The 23,560-nt window shown below is 70.3% G+C and carries 22 protein-coding genes and 1 tRNA gene; 7 read left to right on the forward strand and 16 right to left on the reverse strand.

Going from position 1 to position 23,560, the window contains the following annotated elements:
* Positions 1-3: 3 nt before the first annotated feature.
* Entirely contained in the window at positions 4-756 is a 753-nt protein-coding gene (locus VH112_02720) for an SAF domain-containing protein (GenBank protein HEX4539132.1), read from the reverse strand.
* A 117-nt stretch (positions 757-873) separates the two neighbouring features.
* Here VH112_02720 and VH112_02725 point away from each other — a divergent pair, with 117 nt between their 5' ends.
* Positions 874-1,674, forward strand: a complete 801-nt coding sequence (locus VH112_02725) for a hypothetical protein (protein ID HEX4539133.1) — start codon at positions 874-876, stop codon at positions 1,672-1,674.
* Positions 1,675-1,680: 6 nt separating this feature from the next.
* On the opposite strand, the gene VH112_02730 is transcribed toward VH112_02725, so the two are convergent.
* From VH112_02730 to lepA, 5 genes are all read right to left on the reverse strand, one after another.
* Positions 1,681-2,373 carry an RsmE family RNA methyltransferase gene (locus tag VH112_02730; GenBank protein HEX4539134.1) on the reverse strand — a complete coding sequence of 231 codons (693 nt, stop codon included), beginning with the start codon at positions 2,371-2,373 and terminating at the stop codon, positions 1,681-1,683.
* 5 nt (positions 2,374-2,378) lie between these two features.
* Positions 2,379-3,509, reverse strand: a complete 1,131-nt coding sequence (dnaJ, locus tag VH112_02735; protein ID HEX4539135.1) for a molecular chaperone DnaJ — start codon at positions 3,507-3,509, stop codon at positions 2,379-2,381.
* A 6-nt stretch (positions 3,510-3,515) separates the two neighbouring features.
* Positions 3,516-4,517 (reverse strand): heat-inducible transcriptional repressor HrcA, encoded by a 1,002-nt coding sequence (gene hrcA / locus VH112_02740; GenBank protein ID HEX4539136.1) that lies wholly within the window; start codon positions 4,515-4,517, stop codon positions 3,516-3,518.
* A 46-nt stretch (positions 4,518-4,563) separates the two neighbouring features.
* The gene (locus VH112_02745; GenBank protein HEX4539137.1) at positions 4,564-5,592 is read right to left on the reverse strand and encodes a glycosyltransferase; all 1,029 of its coding nucleotides are present in this window, start codon (positions 5,590-5,592) and stop codon (positions 4,564-4,566) included.
* A gap of 241 nt (positions 5,593-5,833) precedes the next feature.
* Positions 5,834-7,621, reverse strand: coding sequence for a translation elongation factor 4 (gene lepA, locus VH112_02750; GenBank protein ID HEX4539138.1), 1,788 nt, complete (start codon positions 7,619-7,621; stop codon positions 5,834-5,836).
* Between the two features lie 224 nt (positions 7,622-7,845).
* Between lepA and rpsT the strand changes: the two genes are divergently transcribed.
* Complete coding sequence (gene rpsT, locus VH112_02755; GenBank protein HEX4539139.1) at positions 7,846-8,124, forward strand: 30S ribosomal protein S20; 279 nt, start codon at positions 7,846-7,848, stop codon at positions 8,122-8,124.
* A gap of 23 nt (positions 8,125-8,147) precedes the next feature.
* Here the strand turns inward: rpsT and holA are convergent, their stop codons facing one another.
* Genes holA through trxA form a run of 3 tightly spaced genes read right to left on the reverse strand, consistent with a single transcriptional unit; the run spans position 8,148 to position 10,760 of the window.
* Positions 8,148-9,182, reverse strand: a complete 1,035-nt coding sequence (gene holA, locus VH112_02760) for a DNA polymerase III subunit delta (GenBank protein ID HEX4539140.1) — start codon at positions 9,180-9,182, stop codon at positions 8,148-8,150.
* Complete coding sequence (gene folP, locus VH112_02765; protein HEX4539141.1) at positions 9,179-10,018, reverse strand: dihydropteroate synthase; 840 nt, start codon at positions 10,016-10,018, stop codon at positions 9,179-9,181. Before folP ends, holA begins: the two co-directional genes overlap by 4 nt.
* A 37-nt stretch (positions 10,019-10,055) precedes the next feature.
* Positions 10,056-10,760, reverse strand: a complete 705-nt coding sequence (trxA, locus tag VH112_02770) for a thioredoxin (protein ID HEX4539142.1) — start codon at positions 10,758-10,760, stop codon at positions 10,056-10,058.
* Positions 10,761-10,829: 69 nt separating this feature from the next.
* Here trxA and VH112_02775 point away from each other — a divergent pair, with 69 nt between their 5' ends.
* The 3 genes from VH112_02775 to VH112_02785 all read left to right on the forward strand — a co-directional run bounded on the left by VH112_02775 (position 10,830) and on the right by VH112_02785 (position 13,880).
* Positions 10,830-11,858 carry a phosphotransferase family protein gene (locus VH112_02775; protein ID HEX4539143.1) on the forward strand — a complete coding sequence of 343 codons (1,029 nt, stop codon included), beginning with the start codon at positions 10,830-10,832 and terminating at the stop codon, positions 11,856-11,858.
* 26 nt (positions 11,859-11,884) lie between these two features.
* Positions 11,885-12,745 (forward strand): PAC2 family protein, encoded by an 861-nt coding sequence (locus VH112_02780; protein ID HEX4539144.1) that lies wholly within the window; start codon positions 11,885-11,887, stop codon positions 12,743-12,745.
* 115 nt (positions 12,746-12,860) lie between these two features.
* The gene (locus VH112_02785; protein ID HEX4539145.1) at positions 12,861-13,880 is read left to right on the forward strand and encodes an LLM class F420-dependent oxidoreductase; all 1,020 of its coding nucleotides are present in this window, start codon (positions 12,861-12,863) and stop codon (positions 13,878-13,880) included.
* 27 nt (positions 13,881-13,907) lie between these two features.
* Here VH112_02785 and VH112_02790 read toward each other — a convergent pair whose 3' ends face one another.
* The gene (locus VH112_02790; protein HEX4539146.1) at positions 13,908-15,557 is read right to left on the reverse strand and encodes a fatty acyl-AMP ligase; all 1,650 of its coding nucleotides are present in this window, start codon (positions 15,555-15,557) and stop codon (positions 13,908-13,910) included.
* A 100-nt stretch (positions 15,558-15,657) separates the two neighbouring features.
* On the reverse strand, positions 15,658-18,126 hold the full coding sequence (gene leuS / locus VH112_02795; GenBank protein HEX4539147.1) for a leucine--tRNA ligase: 2,469 nt from the start codon (positions 18,124-18,126) through the stop codon (positions 15,658-15,660).
* A 109-nt stretch (positions 18,127-18,235) separates the two neighbouring features.
* Here leuS and VH112_02800 point away from each other — a divergent pair.
* Both VH112_02800 and VH112_02805 read left to right on the forward strand, forming a co-directional pair.
* A tRNA-Ala gene (locus VH112_02800) sits at positions 18,236-18,310 on the forward strand.
* 347 nt (positions 18,311-18,657) lie between these two features.
* Complete coding sequence (locus VH112_02805) at positions 18,658-19,611, forward strand: cytochrome c oxidase assembly protein (protein HEX4539148.1); 954 nt, start codon at positions 18,658-18,660, stop codon at positions 19,609-19,611.
* A gap of 157 nt (positions 19,612-19,768) precedes the next feature.
* On the opposite strand, the gene VH112_02810 is transcribed toward VH112_02805, so the two are convergent.
* From VH112_02810 to VH112_02830, 5 genes are all read right to left on the reverse strand, one after another.
* Positions 19,769-20,080 (reverse strand): hypothetical protein, encoded by a 312-nt coding sequence (locus VH112_02810; protein HEX4539149.1) that lies wholly within the window; start codon positions 20,078-20,080, stop codon positions 19,769-19,771.
* A gap of 107 nt (positions 20,081-20,187) precedes the next feature.
* Positions 20,188-21,132 carry a metal ABC transporter permease gene (locus tag VH112_02815; GenBank protein HEX4539150.1) on the reverse strand — a complete coding sequence of 315 codons (945 nt, stop codon included), beginning with the start codon at positions 21,130-21,132 and terminating at the stop codon, positions 20,188-20,190.
* The gene (locus VH112_02820; GenBank protein HEX4539151.1) at positions 21,132-22,052 is read right to left on the reverse strand and encodes a metal ABC transporter permease; all 921 of its coding nucleotides are present in this window, start codon (positions 22,050-22,052) and stop codon (positions 21,132-21,134) included. The genes VH112_02815 and VH112_02820 overlap by 1 nt, the downstream gene beginning before the upstream one ends.
* Entirely contained in the window at positions 22,049-22,954 is a 906-nt protein-coding gene (locus VH112_02825) for an ATP-binding cassette domain-containing protein (GenBank protein ID HEX4539152.1), read from the reverse strand. Before VH112_02825 ends, VH112_02820 begins: the two co-directional genes overlap by 4 nt.
* A gap of 2 nt (positions 22,955-22,956) precedes the next feature.
* On the reverse strand, positions 22,957-23,560 hold a 604-nt coding region (locus VH112_02830; GenBank protein ID HEX4539153.1), incomplete at its 5' end, for a zinc ABC transporter substrate-binding protein.

Genomic DNA, 23,560 nt, shown 5'->3' on the forward strand with positions numbered 1-23,560 from the left:
GCGTCAGGGGCTGGCCGCGGTCGACGGGCTGCGATACGTCCCGCTGTCGGTGGCGCTGCCAGCCCCGGTCGAGCGGACGAGCATCACCTGGCCGGCATCCACGGCGTGGGCGACTGCGAGGCTGTCGGCCGACCGGGCCAACCCGAGCGTCATGGTCTCGCTGGCGCCTCCGGCCGGATCGAGCGTCGAGGAGCCGTCGCTGCGGGCGACGACAGTGGCGTTACGGACCACGGCAACCGTGGTGGCGTCGGCGCCGCTCCCGTAGGTCGCAAGGACGTCGACCAGCTCGCCCACCTGGAGCGTCCCGTCGACGGCCCGAGCTGCGGTGATCGGGAACGAGAGCTGACGGTCCCCGGTGGCGTCGGCCCCGGCTACGACCGAGCTGGCCTGGATCAGCTCGCCCGCGTGCACCGGTCCCACCACCAGGGCCCCCACGAGGCGACCGGGATCTCGAAAGGCAAGCTGGCTGCCGATCGCCGGAGACAGCACCATCGGCGCCGTGGCCAGGTCGGCTGACGTGATGCGCTGGCCGACCGTGAGGGTGTGCCGGGCCACGACGTAGGTCACCCCCTGCTGGCTCGTGGCGCCGGTGTAGGCGGCGAAGATCCCCACCGCGGCGGCGGTGACCAGGAAGCCACCGACGACGGCCCGTCCTCCGGGCAGCGGCCGGCGGCGGCGAAGCGGACGGGCTCCGTCGGCGGTGGCCGTGGCCCCGTCGCCGCCCGGGCCCGCCGTCCTGCGCTCGATCGTCACCACGACGGTGGACCCTCCCAGCTGGATGTGGCGGCAGCATACGGCTGGGTCTCGATGTGTTTCAACTCTCTACATGTGGTTCAGTGCAGCCGACGATTCTATGCTGTATGGTGTTGTTTGATGCCTCGAAGCGATGATCGACCGGCGTGCCGCTCCGTACTCCTGGTGGGCTGGGTGATGCTCCTCGTCCTTGCCGTGGGCGTGCTCCATGCCGCGGGGCGGGGTCCGCTCGCCGCCCCGCCCGTCAGCCAGCCCGGGGCCCTGGCCCCCTGGTTGGAGCAACGATCGGCGGCCGCGCTGGCCTTCGGTGCGCTGCGCCTGGCGGCCATGGGGTTGGCGGGGTACCTGCTGGCGACCACGCTCGCCGGCCTCCTGGCCCGGACCGTCGGCCGGGCTCGCTGGTCGGCCGCAGTGGACGCGATCAGCCCGCTCGTGGTCCGCCGGCTCGTCCAGGGCGCGGCCGGCCTGACCATGGCGGCCACCGTCACCACGACCCAGGCGGCCGCCTGGGCCGCACCCGGTGTGCCAGCGGGACCCGCGTCGTCGACACCGATCATGCGTCGGCTGCCCCCGGACCTTCCGAGCACGACAGCGACGGCGCCGCACGCCGGCACGGCGTTCTCGGCGCCGGCGCCCCCCGTCCAGTCGCCGCCCGCCCAGTCGTTCTCGGCGCCGGCGCCGCCCGCCCAGTTGCCGCCCGGGACGTGGGTCATCCGAGCCGGCGACAACCTGTGGTCGGTGGCGGAGGCGACGCTCGTCCGAGCCTGGGGTCGGGTGCCCTCCGACGCCGAGGTGGACGACTGCTGGACGAGGCTCATCGCCGCCAACCGTGACCGCCTCGCACATGGCGACGATCCGGACCTCGTCTTTCCCGGCCAGGTCTTCGACCTGCCGCCACCGCCGGCTGCGGACCAGCGCTGAGCGCGCTCAGGAGACCAGCCGGGCCCGGAGGGCGCACAGCAGCACACCCGCGGCCACCGCCGCCGTCTCGGCCCGGAGCACGTTGGGCCCCAGCTCCACCAGCGGGAGGCCGGAGGCCAGCTCGGTGCGATCCCAGCCGCCTTCCGGGCCCACCAGCACGAAGGGTCGATCCAGCGAAGGAGCGGCGCCGCCCGCCTCCGCCAGCGCGGCGCCGGCGACTGCCACTTCGGCGAAGGGCAGGACGTCGGTGACCTCGGGCAGGCGGTTGCGGCGTGACTGCATCGCCGCCTCCCGGGCCACGCGGCGCAGGCGATCGACGTTGCGGTCGGCGCGGGCGGCGTCCCAGCGGACGACGGAGCGCGACGACGAGAGGGGGACGATCCGATCGACTCCCAGCTCGGTCAGTTTCTGCACCACCCATTCGGGCCGCGAACCTTTGGTGATCACGAAACCGACGCCGACAGCCGGCAGCGGTTGTTCTTCGTGGATGACCGGTCCCTCGGGGTCGAGGGCGACGGTGGAGCGGCCCCCGCCGCGTCGCCCCGGCACGAACCGGCAGCGCCGCCATCGGCCGGCCCCGTCCGACGCCGTCACCTCCTCGCCCGGGCGCAGGCGGAGGGCGTGCGAGAGGTGGTGCCGATCGGGCTCGTCGACCTCCGGCGCCTCGAGGTCGGCCACGAAGACGTGGGCGACCGCCACCGCTGCTACTTGAACGCCGAGCGGATCCTCGAGAACATGCCGGACTCGACGGGAGCCACTTCCTCGCCCCGCTCGGCGGCGAGCTGTCGCAGCAGCTCCTCCTGCGCGTCGGTCATGGCGGTCGGCGTGTCGACCACCGCCTCGACCACGATGTCGCCCCGACCTCTGCTGTTGACGTGGGGCACGCCCCGCCCGCGCAGGCGGAACACCCGACCCGTCTGGGTCCCCGCCGGGACGACCAGATCCTCCGAGCCGTCGAGGGTCTCGAACTCGATGTGGGCCCCGAGCGCGGCCTGGCTCATCGCCAGGTGGAGCTCGTGGGTGAGGTCGTATCCATCCCGGCGGAAGCGCTGATGGCCAGCGACCGACAGATGCACGTACAGGTCGCCGGCCGGTCCCCCGCGGGGGCCGGCCGAGCCCCGGCCGGTGAGCCGCAGCGTCGAGCCGTGGTCCACGCCCGCCGGCACGTCGACGGTATAGGTGCGCTGCTCGGTCCGCCTGCCCTCGCCCCGGCAGTCTCGGCACGGGTCGGCGATGATCCGTCCCAGGCCGCGGCAGCGCGGGCAGGGAGCTGACGTCACCATCTGGCCCAGGATCGACTGCCGCACCCGACGCACCTCGCCCGCGCCGCGACATTCCGAGCACACCGTCGGCGAGGTGCCGGGGCTGGCCCCGCTCCCCTCACAGGTCGAGCACGTCACGGGGGCCTTGAGGCCGACCTCCCGTTGGGCGCCGAACACGGCCTCCTCGAAGGTCAGCTCGAGGACGACCTCGAGGTCGGCGCCCTGCACCGGCCCCGCTCGACCACGGCCGGCTCCTCCCCCGCCGAATGGGCTTTGCTGGCCGAAGAAGGCGTCGAAGATGTCGCCGAGGCCCCCGCCGAAGAATGCGTTGGGATCGTTCGGTCCTGCCCCGCGCGCCCCGTCGGGGCCGAACATGTCGTAGCGGCGGCGGCGCTCGGGATCACGCAGGGTCTCGTAGGCGACCGTCACCTCCTTGAAGCGCTCCTCGGAGTGCGGGTCACCGCCGTTGGCGTCTGGGTGCAGCTCGCGGGCCAGCCGACGGTAGGCCCGCCTGATGTCGTCATCAGTGGCGTTGTGGTCGATCTCGAGAAGTTCGTAAAAGTCGGTTGGCAAGAGGAGCTATCCCTCGTTCAGTCGGCGCCCGAGCTGTCGACTGACAACGGCGACGGCAGCCAGGGCCTGGGGGTAGTTCATGCGGGTCGGACCGAGCACGCCAATCGTGCCGGCGTCGTCCCCCGCACCACCATACGGTGCCACGACGACGGCGCATTCAGCCAGGGGAACCACGCCGTGCTCGATGCCGATCGCCACCGACAAGCCGCGGTCGAGGACGTCGCGCAGCATGCTGACCACGACGTACTGCTGCTCCAGGATGCCCAGCACGCCGCGCACGGTGTCCACCGCCTCGAATGCCGTGGCCATTCGCGACGCGCCGCCCACGAACATGTGCTCGGGCTCTTCGCTGTGCTCGGGAGAGGTGAGGGCGGACACGCTCGAATTGACGACCGCATCCGTTGCCTGGTCGCCGGTGGCCACCGGCCGCTCCACCTCGCCCAGGGTCCTCCCCACCAGGTGGGCGCCGAGGTGGGCGGTCGCCGATGCCAGTCGCTCGGGACCGGTGGACTCGTCCACCTCGAGCGAGCGCTTCTCGACGGCGCCGTTGGAAAGCACGACGACGAGCAGCGCAGCGCGCTGTGCCAGTCCGACGAGCTGGACCGAACGGATCACGGCGGCCTCGGGGCCGGGGCTCACCACGACGGCGGCATAGTCCGTCAGGTGCGAAAGCAGCTTGGACGTGTCATGGAGCATCTGCTCCAGCTCGCCGTGGGCTCGGGCGAAGAACTTTCGCACCTGCTGCTGGCGGGCGGGGTCGAGGGGTTCGGGTCCGCTCAGCTGGTCGACGAAGTACCGGTAGCCCTTGTCGGTCGGGATGCGCCCGGCGCTCGTGTGGGGCTGGGTGAGATAGCCCTCGTGCTCCAGGGCGACCATCTCGTTGCGGATCGTGGCCGCGGAGACACCGACCTCCGGCACCCGCGTGACATGGGCCGACCCGACGGGCTGGGCCGTCTCGATGTACTCCGAGACCACTGCTCGGAGTATGGAAGCCTTGCGTTCGTCCAACGGTTCACCGACCTGGCCGTCCCCGAGATGGCGGGACGATTAGCACTTAAGTGTACCGAGTGCCAGGCGGGTATCGGCGCTCCGCGGCTGCCGGGGTGCCCTCCACGGCCTGGGCCGAGGGCTGCAGACCGCCGTCGGCGTCGCCCCCGTCGGGGCCCGGTGGTCCCCGCAACGGCAGGTCTCCCATGGCCCCCACCGGGGGACTGGTCGGCTCGGGCGCCGGGATGGTCCCGCCGTAGAAGCGCAGGACCCGCAGCCGGTAGAAGATGGCCAGTGTGTCGAGCAGCAGCAACAGGACGGCGCGGGGCGAGATGGTGCTGCTGAAGCGCTCGTTGATGCGCACCGGCGCCTCGATGAAGCGCCGGTAGCCCAATCGACGAGCCACGACGAACAGCTCTAGATCGAAGGCGAAGCGCTTCTCCACCATGTGAGGAAGCACCGCCGCCAGCACGTCCCGTCGCACCAGCTTGATGCCGGTCTGGGTGTCCCGGATGCGCAGGTGGAACAGGAGCCTGATCAGCTGCTGGTAGCCCCAGGAGTAGGCGCGCCGAAGGGGCGGGTAGTGCACGGACGACTGCGGGTGGCGCTTGCTGCCCAACAGGATGTCGGGCTCGTGGCGCCGCATCAGCGACACGAACGGGCGTAGCAGCTCGGCCGGGAGATCACCGTCGGCGTCGATGAAGCCCAGGTAGCGACCGCGGCCGAGCGCCATCCCGGCGCGAAGGGCCTGCCCCTTGCCCCAGTTGCGGGCGAGGACGACGCGCCGGACGACGTCGCCGGCCACGCCCGCCAGCGAATCGGCGCTCCCGTCGGTGGAGCCGTCCGACACGGTGATGATCTCGAAGCTCAACCCCGACTCCACCAGCACCGCGACCAGGCTCTCCACGGTCACCCGCAGCCGCGAGCCCGGGTTGAAGTAGGGCACCACCATGGTGAGGTCGAGCTCGGGCTGGGCCAGCTCCCAGAGCTCGCCCCCGCGTCCGGTGGTCTGGCGGTGCCTCGACCACCGGAGGGCCGTCAGCCCGATCTCGGCCAGCCCGGCGCCGACCAGCCCGGCCCGCACCAGACTGACCACCGGTACGTGCGTCTGCCCCGACGAACCGTTGCTCGCCCTGCTGGAGGTGCCGATGCGATGACCCAATTCGGCGCTTTCTGATGGCGACACAGCTGATCGGGCGGGCACGATCAGCTTCGGCGGTTGGCGCCAGCCATGGTACTGACGGCTTGCCGCTTCGCCCCCGCGGGGCTCGGCCGGTCTGTCGTCGGGCCGGTCTCCCGGGCCGACCTCCTCGGCCGGCCTCCCGGGCCGGCGCCTCTTAGTCGCTCAGGCGAAGGGCGGAGATGAACGCCTCCTGGGGGACCTCGACCCTGCCGATGCTCTTCATGCGCTTCTTGCCTTCCTTCTGCTGCTCGAGGAGCTTTCGCTTGCGGGTGACGTCACCGCCGTAGCACTTGGCCAGCACGTCCTTGCGCTTGGCCTTGACCGTCTCACGGGCCACGATGCGCCCGCCGATCGCCGCCTGGATCGGCACGTCGAAAAGCTGGCGAGGAATGATCTCGCGCAGCTTGGCGGTCATGCGGCGCCCGTACTCCTCGGCCTTCGACCGGTGCACCACGGTGCTGAAGGCATCGACCGGGACCCCGTTGAGCAGGATGTCGACCTTCACCAGGTTGGAGGCGTCGTAGCCGGCCGGCTCGTAATCAAGGCTGGCGTAGCCCCTCGTGCGGCTCTTGAGCTGGTCGAAGAAGTCCACCACCACCTCGGCCAGGGGAATGCGGTAGACGAGCTCGAGCCGCTGGGGCGACAGGTAGTCCATCTTCACCATGTCTCCCCGCCTCGACTGGCACAGGTCCATGACGGTGCCCGTGTACTCACTCGGGGTGATGATGGTCACGGTGAGGAGCGGCTCCTCCACCCGCTCGATCGCCGTGGGAGCGGGCATGGCACTGGGATTGTCGACGTCGACGACGCTCCCGTTGGCCAGGTGGGCCCGGTACTCGACCGACGGGGCGGTGGCGATGAGGTCGAGATCGAACTCCCGCTCGAGACGCTCGCGCACGATCTCCATGTGCAGCAGCCCGAGGAACCCGCACCGGAAGCCGAAGCCGAGAGCTCCCGACGTCTCCGGCTCGTACGTGAAGCTGGCGTCGTTCAGCCGCAGCTTCTCCAGTGCGTCCCGCAGGTCGGAGAACCGGTCGCCGTCGACGGGGAAGAGCCCGCAGAAGACCATGGGCTTGGGGTCGCGGTAGCCGGCCAGCGGCTCGGGCGCCGGCCGGCGTACCTCGGTCACCGTCTCGCCTGACCGGGCTTCGGCCACGTCCTTGATGCCGGCGATGAGGTAGCCCACCTCACCGGGCCCGAGCGTGGCCACCGGCACCGGCACGGGCGTGCGCACGCCGATCTCCTCCACGTCGTGGCTGACACCGGCCTGCATGAAGCGCAGGCGAGCGCCGGCCGCCAGGGTGCCGTTGACCACCCGGATCGAGCTGACGACACCGCGGTACTGGTCGTAGTACGAGTCGAAGATCAGGGCTTGGAGGGCGGCGTCGGGATCGCCGGTCGGCGGCGGGATGCGATCCACGACGGCATCGAGGAGCGCCTCCACGCCCTCGCCCGTCTTGGCCGACATGCGCAGGATGCTCTCGGCCGGCAGGCCCAGGACCTGCTCGATCTCCGACGCGTACCGATCCGGCTCGGCCGCAGGCAGATCGATCTTGTTGAGCACGGCGACGATCTCCAGGTCGTGCTCCAGGGCCAGATAGCAGTTGGCCAGGGTCTGGGCCTCGATCCCCTGGGACGCGTCGACCAGCAGCACCACGCCCTCGCAGGCGGCCAGGCTCCGGCTGACCTCGTAGCCGAAGTCCACGTGGCCCGGGGTGTCGATCAGGTGCAGCACGTGGCCCCGCCACTCCACCCGCACGTTCTGGGCCTTGATGGTGATGCCCCGCTCCCGCTCGATATCCATCGAGTCGAGGTACTGCTCGCGCATGTACCTCGGATCGACGGCCCCGGTCAGCTCCAGGATCCGGTCAGAGAGCGTGGACTTGCCATGGTCGACGTGGCTGATGATCGAGAAGTTGCGAAAGCGTTCGTGCTGAGTCACGGTCGACAGGGCTCCGGGATCGGGCGCCGGAGATCCATTCTCCTCTGCCGGCACGGGTTGGGCGGAATGTCCGGACCACCGCGGCCGGACCTGGGCGCCCGGTTGCATTCCTCGCTGCTGGTAACCTCGGCCCGATCGAACGACCAGCCGTACCGGGCCAAGCCCGGGAGGCTGGACCACTGGAGCAAAGCCAGCCCGGGAGGCTGGCCCAATGGAGCCGACCGATGGCCAACATCAAGAGCCAGATCAAGCGTAATCGTCAGAACGAGCGCCGCCGCCTGCGAAACAAGGGCGTCCGTTCCGAGGCGAAGACGAGGGTCAAGACGGCCATCAGGGCGGCCGAGACCGGGGCCGACGACAGCGCCGAGGCCGTGCGGCAGGCCGTCAAGCGTCTGGACAAGGCCGCGGCCAAGGGGATCATCCACCCCAACCAGGCGGCCAATCGCAAGTCCCGTCTCGCCCGCCGCGTGGCCGAGCTCCGGGGCGAGACCGTCCAGAGCTGAGGACGGCGGGCGGCGCGATCGCCTCAGCGCCGGCCCCGACCACGGGGCCGCCGGGGGCCGAGCCGGCTGAGCCGGGCAACCAGGATCTCCATCACCAGGTCTGCCGGGCAGGCGCTGGCGCCCCGTAGGTCCTGGTCAGCAGCGGCCAGCAGGGTGATGGCCCGGCCGACGCCGTCGCGACCGAGGCGGCGGGCTTCCCGGAGCGCCTTCCCGGCCACGAAGGTGGTGCGGGTCCCCAGCAGGGCGGCGGCCTCGGCCTCGGTGGTGACCGACGCTCCGTCGAGCCGCAGCATGCTGGCGTAGTGGCGGTGCAGGCTGGCCATCAGCACCAGCGGATGACGCTGGCCGGCACCGCTCATGCGGTGGAGTGCTTCCATGGCACCCTCGGTGTCACCCCGGTCGATGGCGTCGGTCAGCTCCCAGGGCGCCACTGCGCCCGCCTCGCCGAGGAATGGCGTCACCTCCTCGGGCCCGAGGCTGGCCCCTTCCCCGTAGGCGGCGGCTAGCGCATCGAGCACACCGGAGAGCCGGCCCAGGTCCTCGCCGAGGTGCTCGCCGAGCAGGGCGGTGGCCGGTCCGTCGAGCCGCACCGAGCTGTCGCGCACGCGTGACGCCAGCCACGGTGACCGGCCCCGCCCGGTGGGGGCCGAGGCGTCGACCACCTGACCACGCTGGCGCACCGCGTTGACAAGCCGGCTGGGGATGGCCCCCCCGCCGGCCACGAGGACGAGCGAGGCCGTGGGCTGGGGGTCCTCCAGGTAGGAGAGGAGCGCGCCCACCTGGTCGGCCCGCAGCCGACCGGCGTCGCGGACGACGACCACGCGGTGGCTGGCCAGGAACGACGGCGTGGCACAGGCGTCGAGGATCGATCCCATGTCCGGGTCGTCCTCGGTGCCGTGCTCCTCCACCACCAGCCCGGGATCCTCCGGGCCGACGAGGTCCTTGATCAGTCCGCGAGCGGCTTCTCCCACCAGCGAAGCGTCGTCGCCGGCGACCACGTAGGCGGGGGCGCGGGTTGCGGCAGGCGCCGATCCCTCCTCACCGCGGCCCGAGCTCACGCCGCCTCCAGGACAGCGGCGATGGCAGCGCAGACTCGCCGGGTGCCCTGCACGTCGTGGGCTCGCACGATCCGGGCGCCGCGGGTCACCCCGAGGGCGGCGGCCGCCAGCGACGCCCAGCCCCGGTCCTCGACCGCGAGATCGCACAAGCGGCCCAGGAAGGGCTTGTGCGATGCCGACAGCAGCAGCGGGAACCCGAGCGCTGCCAGCTGGTCGGAGGCCCGCAGCAGGAGGAGCGACTGCTCCCAGGTCTTGCCGAGATCGAGGCCGGCGTCGACCACGACCCGCTCGCCCTCGATCCCTTTGGCCTCCGCCCACCGGGCCCGCTCTGACAGGTACTCGCAGACCTCGCCGACGACATCGGCGTAGGCGGGCTCGGGATCGGGCACGCGGGGGGCCAGCCGGATGTGGGTGGCCACGACGCTCGCGCCGGCGTCGGCCGCCACGTCGAGGTAGGCGGGATCGGCGAACCCGCTGATGTCGTTGCCGACGACGGCGCCGGCGGCGAAGGCCGCCTCGGCGACGGCGGCCCGCCAGGTGTCGACCGACAGCGGCACGTCGAACCGCTCACGGAGCGCCGCAACGGCGGGCACGACGCGCTCGAGCTCCTCGGTGACGCCGACCTCTGGTCCGGGGCCGGCCTTGACGCCTCCGACGTCGAGGATGTCGGCCCCCTCTCCGACGAGCTGATCGGCCCTGTGCAGGAAGCGGTCCATGGCGAAATAGGCGCCGCGATCGAAGAAGGAGTCCGTCGTGCGGTTCAGGACGCCCATCACCAGGCACCTGGTCCCCAGCTCGTAGCTCCGCTCCCCCAGGCGCAGGCGTACGGCCGGCAAGCTGATGGGACTCTGGTCCGGCTCGCCCGTCGGGCCCTCAGAAGAGCCGGGCGGTGAGCGCCTTGCGGTACTCCGCGGTACGGGGATCACCAGGACCCATCGCCTCCAGCAGGTCGAGGAACTCCCGGCGGGCCTGGTCGTCCTGCTTCACGCGGTCGAGCAGTCCGTCCAGCCGGCCTTCGAGGTCGGTGTCGCTCTTGAGCGCCCCGTTCCCCAGTCGGGCCAGGGCGGCGACCCGGCGAACCTCGGGCGTCTCGGGGATTCGTCCGAGCAGGGTCAGCGCCTCGTCAGCCTGCCCGCGGCCGACGAGCATGTCCGCCAGGGCGACGACCGCTCCCGGATGATCGGGCTCGAGCTCGAGCGCCTGTCGCAACGACGCCTCGTCTCCGGCCTCGACGAGAAGGTCGGCCTCGCTCGCCGCCGGCCCCAGCCGGCTCACGAACTCCCGCACCGCGGCCTCCGGCTGGGCGCCGATGAAGCTGTCCACCACCTGGCGGTCCCGGAGGGCGAAGACCGCGGGTATCGACTGGACCCGGAACGTGGCGGCGACCCGAGGGTTCTCGTCCACGTTGACCTTGGTCAGCTCGACGGCGCCCTCGGTGTCTGCCACGACCCGCTCGAGGATCGGGCCAAGTGTCCGGCACGGACCACACCACTCCGCCCACAGGTCCACGACCACGGGGACCTGATCGGAACGCTCCAACACGTCGCGCTCGAAGCTGGCATCGGTCACGTCGATCATCGCCTGCGAGACTACCCGGGGACGTCGGCAGAACCTGCCCCGCTCGGAGCGGAGTAGCGTCTGGCGCCGATGGAGGGGATCGACGAGGCCAGGGTCGGCGCCTGGTTCGAGGCCAACATCGCCGGCACGATGCTGCCGCTGGCGTTCGAGCTCATCGCCGGTGGGCGCTCGAACCTGACCTACAGGGTCACCGACTCGGCCGGGAACGATTTCGTGCTGCGGCGGCCGCCCACCAGCCATGTGCTGCCGACAGCCCACGACATGGGGCGGGAGCACCGCGTCGTGTCCGCCCTGGGCCCCACTGCGGTGCCGGTGCCGCCGATCTTCGGCTATTGCGACGACGAGACCGTCACGGGCGCGCCGTTCTACGTGATGGGCTTCGTTCCGGGGCACATCCTGCGCGACGGGGAAACGGCGGCGAAGGTCCTCGACGAGGCGGGCCGCCGCCGGGCGGGTGAGTCACTCGTCGACGTGCTCGCCGATCTTCACGCCGTCGACGTCGATGCGGTGGGCCTCGGCGATCTCGCCCGTCGGGACGGCTACATCGAGCGTCAGCTCAAGCGGTGGTACAGCCAGTTCCGACAGTCCCAGGCGGGTACCGGGCGACCCGTACCGCTGGTGGACGAATTGCACGAGATGCTGGCGGCGCGGATACCGACCCAGCTGGGGGCTGCCATTGTCCACGGCGACTATCGACTGGACAACACCATGCTCGGCGACGACGGCCGCTGCCGCGCCGTGCTCGACTGGGAGATCTGCACCCTCGGGGACCCATTGGCCGACGTCGGGCTGCTCATGGTCTATTGGGCGGAGCCCGGCGACGCCCACCCGGCGCTCGGCATCGCCCCGACGGCCATTCCCGGCTTCCCGAGCCGGGCCGAGATGCGGGCCCGCTACGCCGAGCGATCCGGGCGAGACCTCTCGGAGCTCGACTTCTACGTGGCCTTCGGCTACTGGAAGCTCGCCTGCATCCTCGAGGGCGTCCACGCCCGCTATGCCGGCGGGGCCATGGGCGGCGACCGCAGTGGGATCGACGCCTTCTCCGACCAGGTGCTGGCCTTGGCCGAGGCGGCCAAGGACGCAGCCGACCGGTTGTAGCCCCCAATTAAGCTAGCGAGGCGGCTATGGCTCTGTACGAGCGACGATCTTCCCGACAGCCCGATCGGCCCGTGCTCGTGGTCAGCCTCGAGGGCTGGGTCGACGCTGGGCTCGGTGCCGCCTCGGCCACCGGCGCCCTGCTCGGCTCCGTCCCCACCGAGGTGCTGGCCACCTTCGACGGCGACGACCTCATCGATCAGCGCGCCCGCCGGCCCGTCCTCCGGATCGTCGACGGCGTGAACGCCGGCCTCAACTGGCCCGAGATCCGGCTCCTCGTCGGCGAGGACCGGGACGGCAACGACATGGTGTTCCTGGTCGGGCCCGAGCCCGATCTGCACTGGCGGTCCTTCGTCGCCGGCGTGGTCGAGCTGGCCCAGGAGCTCGGGGTCCGCTTGGTTGTGGGACTGGGAGCATTCCCGGCCGCCGCTCCCCACACGCGCCCCATCCGCCTGGCGGCCACGGCCACGAACCCCGACCTGGCTTCACGAGTGGGCGTGGTGCCCGGCACGCTGGAGGTCCCGGCGGGGATCGAAGCCGCCATGGAGGAGGCCTTCTCCGACACCGAGATCCCCGCAGTCGGCCTGTGGGCGCGGGTGCCGCACTACGTCTCGGCCATGCCGTATCCCGCCGCCAGCGCCGCCCTGGTCGACGGGTTGGCCAGCGTGGCCGGCCTCACCCTGGACTCGACCGGGCTCCACGCCGCCGCCGACGTCACGCGAAGCCGGGTGGACGAGCTGATCTCCCAGAGCACCGAGCACAAGGCCATGGTCAGCCAGCTCGAGGACAACATCGACGCCGCCGAGGGCACCCCGCTGGACCTCGGACCCCTGCCCTCCGGCGACGAGATCGCCGCCGAGCTGGAGCGGTACCTGCGCGGCGAGCGCTAGCCACAGCGCCCAAACGCCGGAAGTGCCGGCCGGCAGTGCGACCCGCTAAGGCGCCGGCCGGGGAGGCCAGCCGGGGGAATCACCCGCAGCCGCGCAGCGGCTAGGTTGCGAGCCCATGCGTGTCGATGGCGGGGTCGGAGGCGATCTCGAGACTGCGGGAACGTCCGCAAAGGAGACCGAGCAGGCCGGCTACGACGGGGCGTGGTCGGCCGAGACCGGCCACGATCCGTTCCTGCCCCTGCTGCTGGCGGCCGAGCACACCGAGCATCTGGAGCTCGGCACCGGCATCGCCGTCGCCTTCGCCCGCAACCCCATGAACCTCGCCATCCTGGCCAACGACCTCCAGGCCTACTCGAAGGGCCGGTTCATGCTGGGCCTGGGCTCCCAGATCAGGCCCCACATCGAGAAGCGCTTCAGCATGCCGTGGTCACACCCGGCACCGCGCATGCGGGAGCTGATCCTCGCCATGCGCGCCATCTGGAGCAGCTGGAACGAGGGCACCAAGCTCGACTTCAAGGGTGACTTCTACACCCACACACTGATGACCCCGTTCTTCAACCCCGGTCCCAACCGTTACGGGCCGCCGCGAGTGTTCCTGGCCGCTGTCGGCGAGCTGATGACGATTGTCGCCGGCGAGGTCGCCGACGGACTGCTCGTCCACGGGTTCACGACCGAGCGCTACCTGAGGGAGGCGACGATTCCCGCGCTCGAGCGAGGCTTGGCGACCTCAGGGCGCAATCGGGAGGATGTCCAGGTGTCGTACCCGGCCTTCGTGGTGACCGGCACGACGGAGGCCGAGATGTCCGACGCCGCCCGCGGCGTTCGCGCCCAGATCGCGTTCTACGGGTCGACCCCCGCCTACCGGCCCGTGTTGGAGCTCCACGGCTGGGGCGACCTGCAGCGGGAGCTGAACACCCTGTCCAAGCAGGGCGAGTGGATGAAGATGGCGGAGCTGATCGACGACGAGATCCTCCACACCTTCGCCGTGGTCTGCGAACCCGAGGACGTCCCCGCCCAGATCCTGGCCCGGGTCGGTGACGTCGTCGACCGCATCACCTTCTACGCCCCGTACCGGAGCGACCCCGACCGGTGGCATGGGATCCTGGCCAGGTTCAAGCAGCTCGGTCCGGCCTGAGGGCCGGCGGCCCATCGCTCCCGCCGGTCACGGCCCCCCGAGCTCGGCGGCCAGGTAGCGGTTGCGGCACAACGACCGCTGCAGCTTGCCCGACGACGTCTTCGGCAAGCTGCCCGGGTTGACGAGGACGACCTCTTCCAGCGTCAGGCCCACGGCGTGGCGCACGCGCGTGGCCACGGCCTGGCGGATGGCCTGGGAATCGTCGTCCTTCGTCTCCGCCACCACGACGAGCCCCTCCCGACCCTTGCGCCCTTCGACCCCGAAGGCGATCACGTTCCCCTGGCGAACGCCGGGGATGGTCCCGACCGCCCGCTCGATGTCCTCGGGGTACACGTTCCGGCCACCGATGATGATGACGTCCTTCATGCGCCCGCACACCACCAGCTCGCCGTCGGCCATGTAGGCCAGGTCTCCGGTGCGCAGCCAGTCGTCCCGAAAGGCCTCGGCCGTCGCCTCCGGGTGACGGTAGTAGCCGGGCGTCACCGAGGTGCCGCGGATCTCCAGCTCCCCGACCTCCCGCTCAGATCGGACGGTTCCAGTCGTCGGCTCGACGATGCGAACCTCGAGCCCGGGGAGGGGCCGACCCAGACGGGCCAGTCGGCGCCCTCGTTCGTCGGTCTCGGCGACCGGGGCGGCCGATCCCTCGTGCTCGAGCGCCCGGCGGTCGACGATGTCGGTGGTCATGCCCGTCCCCGGCTCGGGGAAGGTCACGGCGAGCGACGCCTCCGCCATGCCGAACACACAGAACATCGACTTGGGGTCGAGGCCGTGCGCGGCCCCAGCGGCGCAGAAGTCGTCCACCGCCTTGGGGTCGACCGGCTCGGCGCCGTTCAGGGCGACGCGCCAGGGCGAGAGGTCCCACCCGCTCTGGCGCCGCAGGGCCCGGGCGGCGAGGGCGTAGGCGAAGTTGGGGCCACAGGTGACCGTGCCCCCGAAGTCGCTCATCCACTGCATCCAGCGGGCGGGGGCGGCCATGAAGTCCTGCGGTGCCCCCAGCACGAGATCGGTGCCCGTCGTCATCGGGGTCATCAACAGGCCGATGAGCCCCATGTCGTGGTACAGGGGCAACCAGGAGACGATCACGTCCCTCTCGACGTCGAGGTGGGCGGCGCTGCCGATGGCGTCGATGTTGGCGCCGATCTGGGCGTGGGGCAGCATCACCCCCTTGGGGTCAGCAGTTGACCCGCTGGTGAACTGGAGGATGGCGAGCGATGCGGGGTCGACGGCGGGCTCCTCGAGCTCGCCGGCGCCGGCGCGACCGGGGCCCGCCGTCACCTCGTCGAGCAGGACGAGCGGTGGGTCCCCCGGGTTGGGATCCATGAAGGCAGCCAGATCGCGGTCGACCAGCGTCAGGCCGACGTCCGCGCTACGCACCCGGGCCCGGGTCTGGGCGACGAAGTCCTCGACGGATCCCAACCGCAGGGGCAGGGGGAGGACGACGACCGTGGCGCCAGCCAGCCACGCAGCCTGGATGGTCGTGACGAGCGGGCGCGAGGTCGGGCCCAGCAGGGCGACCCGGTCACCAGGCCCGATGCCTCGGCGCTGAAGGTTGGCCGCCACCACCCGGGCGTCCTCGTGCAGCAACGCCCAGCTCACCCGCTCCGGATCGCCGGACCCGACGAACGTGACGGTCCCACCTCTGGCGGTCGCTTGCTCGATCCGGTCCGGCAGCGTCAAGGGGCGCGATCGCGGTTGGGCAGGCCCGGAGGTCCAAGCTTGGGTCACAGACGTTCGACTACCCGCGATGGTGTGGCGTTACGCGCGGGTGACGCCGGCGTCAGCCCGTGCGGGCGGTCACCAGGTTGACCAGCCTGGGCGGGCGGCTCACGACCCGCGCTGGAGCCTCGCCGGCCAGCTGCTCCCGGACCTTCGGAGAGGACAGGGCGAGGCGCTCGGCGTCGGCCTCGTCGATCGCCGGGTCGACCTCGATGCGGTCCCGCACCTTGCCGTTGACCTGGACCACGAGGGTGACGGCCTGGCGCCGCACCAGCTCGGGGTCGGCCTGAGGCCAGGGCTGCTCGTGCACGTGGCCGCCATGCCTGCGCTCCCACAGCTCGGCGGTGACGTGCGGCGTCATCGGCGCCAGCAGGAGCAGCATCGTGTCGACGGCCTCGGCCAGCGTGGCGGCCCGAGATCCCGACTGCACGTAGTGGTACAGCGTGTTGGTGAACTCCCTGAAGCCGGCGACGGCCGTGTTGTACGACCAACGTCGGAACTCGTCGGTCACCCGATCGATGAGACGGTGGGTGGCCCGCTGCACCTCGAGATCCGCCTCTGTCGGCTCCCGGTCCGCGGGCTCCGGTCCGGGCAGCTCGCCGATCCCGAGACGCCATAGCCTGTGCACGAACCGCGAGCACCCCTCGATGATCTCGTCGGTCTGGTCGTTCCAGTCCACATCGTCGACCGCCGGGCCGGCGGAGAGATGGAACAGCCGCAGCGAGTCGGCGCCGACGGTCTCCAGGTAGCGCGAGGGCGCCACCACGTTGCCCTTGGACTTGGACATGGCGCTGCCGCCCAGGCGGATCATGCCCTGGTTGAACAGGCGGGTGAAGGGCTCGCGCAGCTCGGGGGGTACGAGCCCGAGGTCGGCGAGGGCCTTGGTGTAGAAGCGGGCGTAGAGCAGGTGGAGGATGGCGTGGGTGATGCCGCCGATGTACTGGTCGACCGGCATCCAGTGTCGAACGAGGTCCTGGTCGAACGGCACATCGGTGGACCAGGGATCGCAGAAGCGGAGGAAGTACCACGACGAGTCGACGAACGTGTCGAGCGTGTCCGTCTCCCGCTCGGCGGGCCCGCCGCACGTGGGGCACGATACGTACCGGAACCCCTCGTTGTACTTCAACGGTGACTCCCCGGTGGGGCGGAACTCGACGTCGTCCGGAGCGAGCACGGGCAGCTGGTCGTCGGGGACGGTCGCCAGCCCGCACGACTCGCAGTAGATGACGGGGATCGGGCAGCCCCAGTACCGCTGCCGGCTCACGAGCCAGTCGCGCAGCCGATAGTTGACCGTGCGCCTGCCGATTCCCTCGGCCTCCAGCCACTCGATGGCAGCCTGTATGGCGTCGTCCATGCCCAGCCCGTCCAGCCAGGCGCTGTTGATCGTGATCCCGTCGCCCGTGTACGCCTCGCCCTCCCACCCCTCGGGGGGCGCCACCGTGCGCACGATGGGCAGGCCGTAGGTCCGGGCGAACTCCCAGTCGCGCTGGTCCTCACCGGGAACGGCCATGATCGCCCCCGTGCCGTAGCCCGAGAGGACGTAGTCGGCCAGATAGACGGGAACCGGCTCGCCGGTGAAGGGGTTGATCACGCGGCTTCCCGTGAAGACGCCGCGCTTCTCCAGACCACCCTCGGTCGACTGGCGCTCGATCTCGGTGCTGCGGGCCACCCTCTCGAGCAGCTCGTCGACGGCAGCGCGCTGCTCGGGGACCGTCAGCTCGTCGACCAGCGGGTGCTCGGGCGCCAGCACGGCATAGGTCATGCCGAAGCTGGTGTCGGGCCGGGTGGTGAAGACTCGCACCGACAGACCTGAGTGGCCCTCGACGGCCATGTCGAACTCGACTCCCTCGGAGCGCCCGATCCAGTTGCGCTGCATGACCTTGACCCGCTCGGGCCAGTCGAGGTCGTCGAGTGAGTCCAACAGCTCTTGGGCGTACGCAGTGATGCGGAAGAACCACTGCTCCAGCTCGCGCTTGACGACCACGTCGCCCGAGCGCTCGCACGTGCCGTCGGGGAGCACCTGCTCGTTGGCCAGGACCGTCTGACATCCCGGGCACCAGTTCACCGGCGCCCGATCCCGGTAGGCCAGGCCCGCCTCGAGGAAGCGCTTGAAGATGACCTGGTTCCAGCGGATGTACTCGGGATCGTGGCTGCGCAGCTCCCGTCGCCAGTCGTAGACGGCCCCCAGGGCCTTGAGGCTCGCCTTGAGCTCGTCGATCCGGGCCTCGGTGAACACCCGGGGGTGCACCCCCGTCTGGATGGCGGCGTTCTCGGCCGGCAGCCCGAAGGAGTCGAAGCCGATGGGCGACAGGACCGCCCGCCCGAGCATGGTGTGGTACCGGACGACAAGGTCCCCGAACGTGTAGTTGCGAATGTGGCCCTGGTGCGCTGGCCCGCTCGGGTAGGGGTACATGCAGAGCACGTACTCAGCCGGGCGGGGGTCGTCGGCATCGACCTCGTAGGTGCCGTCGGCCGCCCACCGCTCCTGCCATTTCTTCTCGATGGCGCCGACGTCGTAGGCCTCTGCCATGCCTGGGATGGTACCGGGGGGATGCCTGCCACCGGCCCCGATGTCGGACCTCTGCCGGCCGCCGGGGCGGCGCCTCGGAGGACCACCGCTTGCTAAGTTATGAGGCCTCGGGGGCGTAGCTCAGTTGGTAGAGCGCTTGACTGGCAGTCAAGAGGTTTCGTGGGTTCGAGTCCCATCGCCTCCACAAAAGAGCAGGCCAAAGGCGGTGTGGCCTTCGGGTCCGCGGTCGTCCAGGAGCGTCTCGGCCTCGCCTATGCCGGCCTCGAGACGGCGGCGATGCTCGACGCCGGACTTCACCGAACAGGACCGCTTCCTTCGTCGACGCGGCGCGTCGGCATCCCTGGTCGGAGGGCCTGGACAAGTTCGGCACGGGCGCGGGCAACCCTCGACCGGATCGTACCCACTGGACAGTCGCAGACGCCGGACAGCCCGTCGGGACGACTCCTCCTGCCGGTCCATAGCGAGCGGCCCGGATGGGCGTGGAACCAGCCGGTTGTGGGAGGCTGACTCCGCGAGCAGGGGACACTGATGATGCCGCTAGCCACCGCCCTCGACCCGTCACCGCCGGTCCAGATTCACGAGCTGCTCACGGGCTGGCAGTTCGGTGAGTGGTTCGCCCTCGTCGCCTTCATCGTTCAGGTCGTCGGGGCGGTGTGGTACGTGGCCGCAGTCGGCCGGCTGCGCCGCCACGGCCGGACCTGGTCGACGTGGCGGACCACGGCCTTCCTGGCCGGGGTCCTCGTGCTCGACATCGCCGTAGTCTCGGGGGTCGCCTCATATGACGACACGGTGTTCACGATCCATGTCGTCCAGCACTTGCTCCTCATGATGGTGGCCCCACCGCTGCTGGCCTTTGGCGCGCCCATCACGCTGGCGATACAGGCGGCCCGGCGACCGCTCCAGAGCCGCATCGTGCACCTGCTGCACCTTCGGGTGGTTCGCATTCTGACGCTCCCTCTGGTGGCTGGGGCCCTGTACTACGCGTCGATGTACGGCTTCTTCCTGACCTCCTTCTATCCGTTCTCGCTGCGCCACCCCCTCGTCCACAACCTCAGCCACGTGGTCATGTTCGGGTTGGGATGCGTCTTCTGGTGGCCGATGGTGGCCGTCGACCAGCTGCCCAACCGACCCGCCTTCTCGACCCGCATCATCGCCATGTTCGTGGGGATGCCCCTCGAGGTCTTCCTCGGACTGGCAATCATGAACCTCGGGAGCCCCATCGCGCCCCAACACACCCTGTCCGACACGCACACGGGTGGCGCCGTCTTCTGGGGAGCGAGCATGATCATCACCTTCGCGGCGGCCCTGGTGATGCTCGACCAGTGGATGAGGCAGGAGGAACGCCGCGCTCGCCGACGAGATCGCAAGCCCAGCGCCCAGGAGGCGCGGCGGCTGCAGATGTGGGAGGCGGCATGGGGTGCGCAGGGGCCGCCCTTGTCCACCGCGCCGGGCGACGTCGAGCCCAGCGGGGAGCGACCAACCTGATAGATCGGTGGGACAGGGCCCTGCACCCCGGCTGATAACAAGGCCGCGACCGTGAGCGAGACGGGTAGTCCCGAGCCCGGATTCTGCTCCCCCACACCTCGAGCTGGGCGGCTGGCATGGCAGCACACCATTTCGTCACCATGTTTCGAGACGAGCCCTAATGCCGGCTGACGAAGACCACGGTGTCGTGCAGCGTCGCGGCTTGCCCATCGGGTCCGGTCGCCTCCCTCGGCACGACTTCGCCGATGACGGTCTCCCAATTGGCGTCGTCCAACTGCAAGGTGGAGAGCTCTTCGGTCGGGATGGGAAAATGGTGATCGGCATGACCCTGTGCCCAGGCCCAAGGCGGCGCCTCGGCGTGACCGACGATCAGCAGGTACCCCCCCGGAGCGACTGCCGCGGCCGCGCGCTGTAGGACACTGGTGCGGGGAAAGTCGATGGGTGAGTGCAGGAAGCACGCCGCTACCAACTCATAATCGCAGGTCGTGGGCTGCCAGGAGCTCAGATCCTCGACGAGCCAGGTGATCTGTCCGCCGGAGAGGCCGCGGGCGTCTGCCCGCCACGGCGCCTACCGGTCTATCGAATCGTCGGCGACGACGACGACAAGGCCTCACCCACCCACCTCCGTAGCCCGCGTCCGATCGGCTGGTCCTGTGCGGCTGGCACCGTCTCACGGCGAGCCCGAGCAACGAGCGCCGCTGCAACATAGCTACAGGTGGCGACGGCCAGGACGGCGAAGCTCGGCGGCATGCTCGGGACGAGATAGCTCAGCACCACCCCGATCCACATCGAGGCGACGGCGATCGCTCCAGAGATGGCGAGGCCCACGAACGGACGGGTCGTCAGTCGCTGGGCCGCGCCGCCGGGCGCAGCCATGAGTCCGAGCAGGAGAAGCGCACCCACGGCCGGCGCGGCCTGGGCGGCGGTGACACCAACGAGGACGAGGAACGCGATCCCGAGTATCCGGACCGGGACACCTCGAGCGGCAGCCACGGCCTCGTCCACACTGGCGAATAGGAGCGGCCGGGCAATCAGCACGACGGCGAGACTGACGACGCCACATACGATCGCCGCCAACACGCTTTGGGTGGCAGACAACCCGAAGATCGAGCCGAACAGATAGTTGACGCTGGCGCTGCCGTTGCCGGTGCTCCGGCTCGTGGTGTAGATAGTGAGAAAGAACACTCCCAGCCCGAGGATCCACGCGAAGACGCTCCCGATCACCACGTCGTCGGGTCGTGAGCGGGACCCGAGTGCGGCAAGGCCCAGAGCCACCAGCACCGTCGCCGCGAACAGGCCGACTCCGGGGTCGAGTCCGAAAGCAAGTGCCGCCAGCGCACCGGTGTAGGCCACATGGCCCAGGGCATCTGAGGTGAACACCTGAGCCCGCAGCACGAGGAAATACCCCACCAATCCGCAGGCAAGAGCGATGAAGGTGCCGGCCAGGAGGCCATAGCGAATGAACGAATGCCCGAAGAAGGTTGTCAGTCCGTTCCCTGCCGCGGTCGCTAGGAAGAACATCAGGTTGCAATGCGCGCGCTCAAAGTGACCGGCGGTAGACGACGCCTCCGGTCGAGCACGTACCGGACGACGAACGACACCAGATACAGCCCGAAAGCGAAGCTGGTGAGGTAGAAGCCCATCGGGTAGGGCGAGTAATAGGACACGACCAGGCCCAGCCACGTGACGATCAGCGCAATGAGCACCGAGAGCGCCAGGCCGAGGACCGGCCGGACGGTGAACCGCTGGGCCGTGGCGGCAGGCATCACCAGCAGGGCGAACACGAGCAGTGAACCGGTGATCTGACTGGCCTCGGCCACGGCCACCCCGAGCACGACGAGGAACACGACGCTGAGGAGCCGCACCCTCACGCCCCGAGCGGCGGCGACGTCCGGATCGACCGTCGCGAACAGCAGCGGGCGACCGATGAGGCCCAGAACGGCGAGTGCCGCGATGCCGACGACGAACAGTGTCCACACTTGGGCGGTCGTGATACCGAGGAACGTCCCGAACAGCAGGGCGTTCACGCCGTTGAGGAAGCCCTTGTAGAGGGCGACGAACAAGAACCCTGCCGCCAGGGCGAACGCCTGCAAGGTGCCGATCACCGCTGACTCCTCGGTGAAGCCACGCCGGGAGGTGCCCGACCCCGGCACGGCGGCGACGATGAGCGCACCGCCCACGGCGAAGGCGAAGTACCCGAGGCTCGCTGCCACGCCGATAAGCGTGGCGCCAGCGGCGCCGGGAAAGGCGATGACCGCCAAGGTGTGCCCGGCGAAGGTCTGGCGGCGAAGGACCATGAACCACCCCACCACCGCAGCGGTGACGGCCACGATCGTGCCGGCCAGGAGGGCGTTGACCATGAACGGATACGTGAAGAGCTGGCTGACGTCGCTGGCCGGGTTCCATGACCACCCGGTGGTGGTCGCCGCCAGAGCGCTCACCACCGTGGTTGGCCGGTGTGGCGGTCGGAGTGATGCGCGGGTGCCTCGGGTTGTCCGACCACGACGAGCCGGCCGTCGGAGGCCTGCAGGACCTCGATGGGCGCCCGGTACAGGCGGCTTAGGGTCTCGCTCGTGATGACCTCTTGGGCCGTGCCGCTGACGGCGCCGCCTTCGCCCAGGTAGACGACCCCGTCGAGATAGCCCAGGACGGGGTTGACGTCGTGGGCCACGAGCAGCACGGTGACGCCCTGGTCGGCGCAGATGTGTTGCACGAGCGCAGCGACGGCAGCCTGGTTGGGCAGGTCCAAGCTGTCGAGCGGCTCGTCGAGGATGAGCAGCTGGGGTCGGCGTACCAAGGCCTGGGCGATCAGGAGCCGTTGCTGCTCGCCACCGGAGACCTGTCCGATCGGACGATCGGCGTAGCCGTCGGCTCCGACGAGCTCGATGACCTCGTCCACGCGGGCCCTGCCCGCCCGCCGGGACGCTGCCCCGAACGGCGGCACCGACACCCCCCACCTGTCCCCATCGAGGCCCAGGCGGACGATGTCCGCGCCCCGGACACGAAGACTGGCATCGAAGCTGCGACGCTGGGGCAGGTAGCCGATGCGCTCGCCCGCCCGACCGGGAGGACGGCTAAGCACGGTGGCGCTACCGGCCGACAGTGGAAGGAGCCCGAGCGCCGTCTTGACCAGGGTGGACTTGCCCACGCCGTTCGGACCGAGGACGGCGACGAACTCTCCTCTGTGCACCGCGAGGGTCACGTCGCTCCACAGGAGACGGCCACCGAGCCGCACCGCCGCTCGATCGAAGCTGACGACGGTATCGGGCTGCTCGGTGTGAGAAGAGCCGGTGGCCGCGCCGTCCGGCTGACTGCCGGGGCCGAGCCGTGCGCGGACGGTCACGCTCACTGACCCGTGGCCTTGCCCAGGGCGTTGGCGATGCCCTGCAGCTGACGCACCTGCCAGGCCTGGAAGGTCGAGCTGGCCGGATCCAAGGTCTCGGTGATGGTGGTCACCGGGATGCCTGCGGCCTTGGCCTCCTTGACCTGGGCCTGCACGTCGGGCGTCGAGTTCTGGGAGTTGTAGACATAGACCTTGATCTGGTGGTTCTTGATCTGGGAATCGATCGTCGCCTTGTCCTGGGCGGTCGGCTCGGTGCCCTCGCTGATGGCGGTGAGGAAGGAGTCGGGCGTGAGGAGGTTGAGGCCGAGAGCCTGGGCCATCGGCACAAAGATGCTCTCGGATGCCCCGACCGGCACGCCCGAGTAGCGCGACTTGATCTGGCTGATGAGTTGGTTGTACTGGCCGAGGCCGGTGGTCTCAAAAGCCTGGTTCTGGGAGTCGAAGTAGGCGGCGTCCTTCGGGTCGACCTGCTTGTAGTCCCCGGTAATCGTGGAGATCACGCTCTGCACGTTGTCGGGTGAGTACCAACGATGCGGGTTGCCGCCGTCGGGGATGCCGACCATCTGGCCGACGTTGAGAACGGTGGGATGGCTGCCGGAGTTGGCG

The organism is Acidimicrobiales bacterium (assembly GCA_036270875.1).
Lineage (GTDB): Bacteria > Actinomycetota > Acidimicrobiia > Acidimicrobiales > AC-9 > AC-9.